Source organism: Streptomyces sp. NPDC059456 (assembly GCF_042750055.1).
GTDB lineage: Bacteria > Actinomycetota > Actinomycetes > Streptomycetales > Streptomycetaceae > Streptomyces.
The window spans coordinates 1-2,893 of record NZ_JBHYVA010000332.1 but is presented as its reverse complement, the minus strand read 5'-3'; the positions used below and the strand labels follow the sequence as shown (position 1 = coordinate 2,893).

Genomic DNA, 2,893 nt, shown 5'->3' with positions numbered 1-2,893 from the left:
ACCGATCACGGTTGGGGGCCTTCTGCGTCTCCGGCCGACGGCAACGGGGCTGACCGCGCCGAGTCCTCGACAACCGGTCCCTGCCCACCGGCCACCCCACGGTGCGGGTCTTGGACGACGTGGGTGCAGACGTTCACGGCGACGGCGATCTGCGAGTACGGAGGACTCCGACCACCCTGGGCAGAGTCGCAGGTCAATCCTTCTTGAGCTCGGAAAGGTCGACCCCCGCAGCGCACACGTCGTTTTCTATCCGCCTTGCCCGGCGCGCGATCTCGGGATTTCTTTTCAGTGCGTCGAAGTCCGCGCGCGCCAGTTCTGTGCGGCGCCGCACTTCGGAACATTCCGCATTTGTGGGATGTGGCAAGTCGTCAACCAGCATGATTGCGCTCAGGGACCAGTATGCGCGGGTGTATCTGCGGGCTTCCATGGCTATGTACCGGTTGCGTTTCCCCTCTCGTTCGGATATCTCCAGCGCCGCCTCGTACTCTTTCGTCATCGTGTCGAAATTGAGGTTCTGGGCGGCTACGTCACCGAGCACGCGATGGGCTTGGAGTGCTTCGAGCGGATCGTTCATCCGCGGGATCCCGGCGCCATCGATCGTCTCGTGGGCGGCGAGTTCCAATGCCCGGTTGGCCATGCGGGCCGCAAGTTCAAGGTCCGTAGTCGAAAGTGCCAGGAAGAGGCCAATCAGTCTGTAGGTCGATGCGCTGATGTTCAGCCGTCTCTGCCCGTACTGAGAGACCAGGGCATCCACCTGCCTGGCGAGCGTGACGATCTCGTTCCGGCGGCCGGATCCACCCGTACGATCCATTTCGCTCATCTGTACGACGTAGCTGGATATCTCGGTGCGCGCCGCGTTCTGCTGCTGCGCATCGGCAATTCCTTGCGATGTGTGCACGGCGACCAGTGTCGAGAAGAGAGATATCGCAGTGGCTATGACCGCAACGGTGGCGCCCGCTACTGCCGCCCAGGCCGACATCCGCTCCGTACCGGACGAAGGCGTTGCAACCCGCCAGGTTCGCCGGACAGACCGAGGCATTTCCCTCTCCCGTTCTCCGTCTTCGCCACCGACGATTCAGCACGGGGCGGATCTTGACCACCCGGGGGCGGCCATGTGGGCGCGGCCCCGGGGCAGCGGCTGGTCCCTGAGCAAAGCGGATGCCGGCGGTTCGAACCGTCCACACCCACCAGCACGAAGGCCCCCCGACCGATCACGGTTGGCAGCCGTCGACGTCTCCGGCCGACGGCAGCCGGGCCGTGCGGGGTTTGGCCGGGGCCGGGTGGGGGATGGGGCGGGGGTGGGGGAGTGGCTTGCAGCGGGCGGCGTGGTGGTGGTGCTGGCGGCCGTGGTCGTGGCCGGGTGGGCGAGGGAGAGCCGCAGCTTCGAGCAGCGGCGGGACGCCGAGCGGGCCCGGCTGCTCGCGCAGGTGGCGCAGGCGCCGCCGGGCGCGGCGGATCCCAAGTACGCCGATGTCGGGCGGACACAACCCGGGCGGGAGGGGCACGGCGACGCCGAGTTCACGTCCGTGCTGGTGGAGTACTACGCGTACGGGCTGACACAGGCGCGCAGCAGCTTCGCCACCAGCCAGCGGTTCGCCGGCGCGGGCGCCGCGATCCTGCTCCTCGGAGTGGCACTCGCCGTGTGGAAGGCCGAGAGCACCGGAGACCTGTACCTCGGGGTCGTCACCAGCTCCGTGGGGCTCGTCGTCACCCTCGTCGGGCAGCTGTTCCACCGGCGGGCCGACATCGCGCTGCGGCACATGGCCACCCAGACCACCTCCCTGCGCGAGGACCGCAGGGCCGCCGCCGCCCTGCAGCGGGCCGTCGAGCTGCTCGACGAGGTCGCGGACCCCGAGCTGCGGGCGCGCCTCCAAGCAGGCCTGATCATGAAACTGTCCGGGGCCGAGCTGCCCCGGTAGCGCCATAGTGGGGGTATGTGCCGTTCCATCAAGACCCTGCGCCCGCCCGCCATCCCCGCCAAGGCCACCGAGGAGGAGATCCGCGCCGCCGCCCTGCAGTACGTACGGAAGGTGTCCGGGTTCCGGGCGCCCGCCGCGCACAACCAGGAGGTCTTCGAGGCCGCCGTGGACGCGATCGCCGAGGCAACCCGGGACCTGCTGGACGGACTGCAGGTCAGAGGCGCGGTCGCCACCGCCTAGACGGCGGATCAGGCCGTACGGGAGCGGCGGCGCAAGATCCGGATGCCGGTGCCGAGCGCGCCCGCGGCCAGGGTGCCGCCCAGCGCGATCAGCCCCGGGCTCGCCGTGCCGACGCTGCCGCCCACGCCGCCGCGCGCCCCGCCGGGGGAGACCTGGAGGGAGGTGGTGACGCGCTGGCCACCGGCGCCGCCGCACTCGAAGGTGACCGTGTACGCCCCCGCGGGGGCGTTGCCGTACACGGTGGCGCTGCCGACGAGACTGGTGGCTTCGAGGTTGCCGGGGGCCAGCCGCATCTCGCCGAAGGCGGTCGACGAGGCCAGGCCGGTCTTCGTCCCGCAGCCGGTGAGGTTCAGGCTGACCCGCCCGCCTGGGGCCACGACGGTCGGGGAGACGCCGGCGGAAGGCGAAGCGGCGTGGGCGACGGTGACGGGAGCGGCCGCGGCGAGGACGAGGGTCGCGGCCGCGACCCTTGCCAGGAGGCGGCGGTTCGACGGCTGGGCGAGCGGCGTGGCGGGCATGGAGAGAACTCCTCGGGCTCCTCGAAACGGCGCGGCCAGGGCACGGATGTGACGCGGATTCGGCTGCACGCCGTGCTGAGGACGCTAGGAGCCCGGGCCCGGGGCGGCGATCGGGGCCGGGTGAACGGGTGAGCCGCTGCTCCGCCCGGGGGAACCGGACGCATGGTCCGGGCCCGGGCGTGCGGGTGCGGGCGGCCCGGACGCGCGGGCCGGGGC

Annotated in this window: 4 protein-coding genes; 2 read left to right on the top strand and 2 right to left on the bottom strand. The window is 70.9% G+C overall.

Translation table 11 applies throughout. The annotated features are described in order from the left end of the window. Nucleotides 1-193 precede the first annotated feature (193 nt). Nucleotides 194-898, bottom strand: coding sequence for a hypothetical protein (locus ACFXA3_RS25495; protein ID WP_385190539.1), 705 nt, complete (start codon nt 896-898; stop codon nt 194-196). A 400-nt stretch (nt 899-1,298) separates the two neighbouring features. Here ACFXA3_RS25495 and ACFXA3_RS25490 point away from each other — a divergent pair, with 400 nt between their 5' ends. Both ACFXA3_RS25490 and ACFXA3_RS25485 read left to right on the top strand, forming a co-directional pair. Next, nucleotides 1,299-1,919, top strand: a complete 621-nt coding sequence (locus tag ACFXA3_RS25490; protein ID WP_385190537.1) for a hypothetical protein — start codon at nt 1,299-1,301, stop codon at nt 1,917-1,919. A gap of 15 nt (nt 1,920-1,934) precedes the next feature. Then, nucleotides 1,935-2,159, top strand: coding sequence for a DUF2277 domain-containing protein (locus ACFXA3_RS25485; protein WP_385190534.1), 225 nt, complete (start codon nt 1,935-1,937; stop codon nt 2,157-2,159). Nucleotides 2,160-2,167: 8 nt separating this feature from the next. Here ACFXA3_RS25485 and ACFXA3_RS25480 read toward each other — a convergent pair whose 3' ends face one another. Continuing rightward, complete coding sequence (locus ACFXA3_RS25480) at nt 2,168-2,677, bottom strand: hypothetical protein (protein ID WP_385190531.1); 510 nt, start codon at nt 2,675-2,677, stop codon at nt 2,168-2,170. Between the last annotated feature and the right edge of the window lie 216 nt (nt 2,678-2,893).